This window comes from Methylibium sp. T29 (assembly GCF_000576205.1).
Lineage (GTDB): Bacteria > Pseudomonadota > Gammaproteobacteria > Burkholderiales > Burkholderiaceae_C > Methylibium > Methylibium petroleiphilum.
Genome location: NZ_AZND01000423.1, coordinates 1 through 1824 on the forward strand (window position 1 = coordinate 1; position 1824 = coordinate 1824).

General features: G+C 73.0%; 1 protein-coding gene and 2 pseudogenes. All 3 read right to left on the reverse strand.

From position 1 onward, the window contains the following. A partial coding sequence (locus tag x551_RS21665) for an adenosylcobinamide-GDP ribazoletransferase (protein WP_173402832.1) occupies positions 1 to 425 on the reverse strand: 425 nt, incomplete at its 3' end. After that, positions 422 to 1518: pseudogene (gene cobT, locus x551_RS21670) on the reverse strand (nicotinate-nucleotide--dimethylbenzimidazole phosphoribosyltransferase). The gene x551_RS21665 and the pseudogene cobT, both read right to left, overlap by 4 nt. A 19-nt stretch (positions 1519 to 1537) precedes the next feature. Continuing rightward, a pseudogene (locus tag x551_RS21675) lies at positions 1538 to 1824 on the reverse strand (cobyric acid synthase CobQ); the annotation flags it as partial.

Sequence of the window (1824 nt, forward strand, 5' to 3'; positions counted from 1 at the left end):
GGCAGCGCCGCGCGTGCCAGCAGCTCGGCCAGCAGCAGCACGCGCAACAGCAGCAGCAGCGACAGCGCGGCCGCGCCGTAGCTGCCGATGCGCGAGTCCTTCATGATGGCCAGCGCCTTCTCGCGCGGGGCCGCGCCCAGCAGGGCGTCGAAGGTGTCGGCCAGGCCGTCCTCGTGGAAGGCGGCGGTGAGCCACACGGTGGCCGCCACTGCCAGCGTTGCCGCCACGGTCGCCGGCCACAGCTGCAGCGCACCCAGCGCCACCGCGGCACCGGTGGCGCCGATCAACGCGCCCACCAGCGGGAAGTGACGCACCGCGCGCTGGAGCAGCTTGGACTCGTGGCCAACCCAATGCGGCACCGGCAGCCGCGTGAGGAACTGCAGCGCCACGAAGAAGACCCGCAGCTCGTGCCGCAACCCGGTCATGACGACGATCGGCTGACACCCGTAGCATCTGCCGTGGACCGGCTCACGCTGGCAGAGGCGAAGCTCGCCATCTCGGCCAGCACGCGGCACGCCGACTCCAGCAGCGGCCAGGCCAGCGCCGCGCCCGAACCTTCGCCCAGGCGCAGGTCCAGGTCGAGCAGCGCCTGCGCGCCCAAGTGCTGCAGCCAGCGCGCATGCCCCGTCTCCTGCGAGCGGTGGGCGAAGACGCAGCGCGCCAGCACGGCCGGCTGCCATGTCGCCGCCACGGCCACGGCGGCCGTGGTGATGAAGCCGTCGACCACGATCACGCGCCCCGTCGCCGCGGCCTGCTGCATGGCACCCACCATCGTCGCGATCTCCAGGCCGCCCAGCGCGGCCAGGGCCTGCAGCGGGGACATGGCACTGGCATTGGCGTCGAGCGCACGCTGCAGCACCGCCTGCTTGTGCGCCAGGCCGGCATCGTCCAAGCCGGTGCCGCGACCCGTGCACAGCGCCAGTGGCTGCCCAGTCAGGCGCGCCATCAGCAGCGCCGCCGCGGAGGAGTTGCCGATGCCCATCTCGCCCAGCAGCAGCACGTTGCCGGGCAGGCCAGCCACAAGCCGGCGCCCGTTGCGATGGCCGCCGCGCACTGCGTGGCGGTCATCGCCGGACCCTGGCTGCTGTCGGCCGTGCCCTGTTCGACACCGGGCACCTTCAGGCGTGCGAGTACGGGATGCGGGTCGAACTCGGCCGCGACGCCGCAGTCGGCCACCGTCAGCGCGAGGCCATGCTGGCGCGACAGCACCGACACCGCGGCGCCGCCGGCCAGGAAATTGAGCACCATCTGCCGCGTCACTTCGGGCGGGTAGGCCGAGACCCCCTGCGCGGCAATGCCGTGGTCGGCGGCGAAGACCACCAGCTGCGGCTCGACCAGGCGCGGCCGTTCGGTGCGCTGGATCAGCGCGAGCTGCAGCGCCAGCGATTCCAGCCGACCGAGCGAACCTCGCGGCTTGGTCTTGGCGTCCAGCGCGGCCTGCACGCACTGGCGCAGAGTGTCGTCGCCGAACCGGGCCGGCGGGAGTTCGGGCAGGGAGGATTCGATGTCTTGGGTCATGGATCAGGCTTGCTGGAGGTCAGGCGTTGAACAGCGCGCGCAAGGTGGCCGCGCCCAGGTGGTCGTCGATCAGGTCGGCCAGTGCGTCGAAGCTGTCGTCGAGCGTGCGCACGCGGCTGCCGAACAAGGCCCGCAGCGCCCCGGCGTCCTCGAACAGGCCGTGGGCCGCAATGCCGAGCACGGGCCCGGCCTGCCAGCCGATGGCCTCGCCCTGGCCGTCGAGCAGCGCGGGCGTGGCCGCACCATCAGTGGCCCAGGTGCGGCCGCAGCGGATCTCGTAGGCCGGCAGGTCGAGGCCGGCCAAGG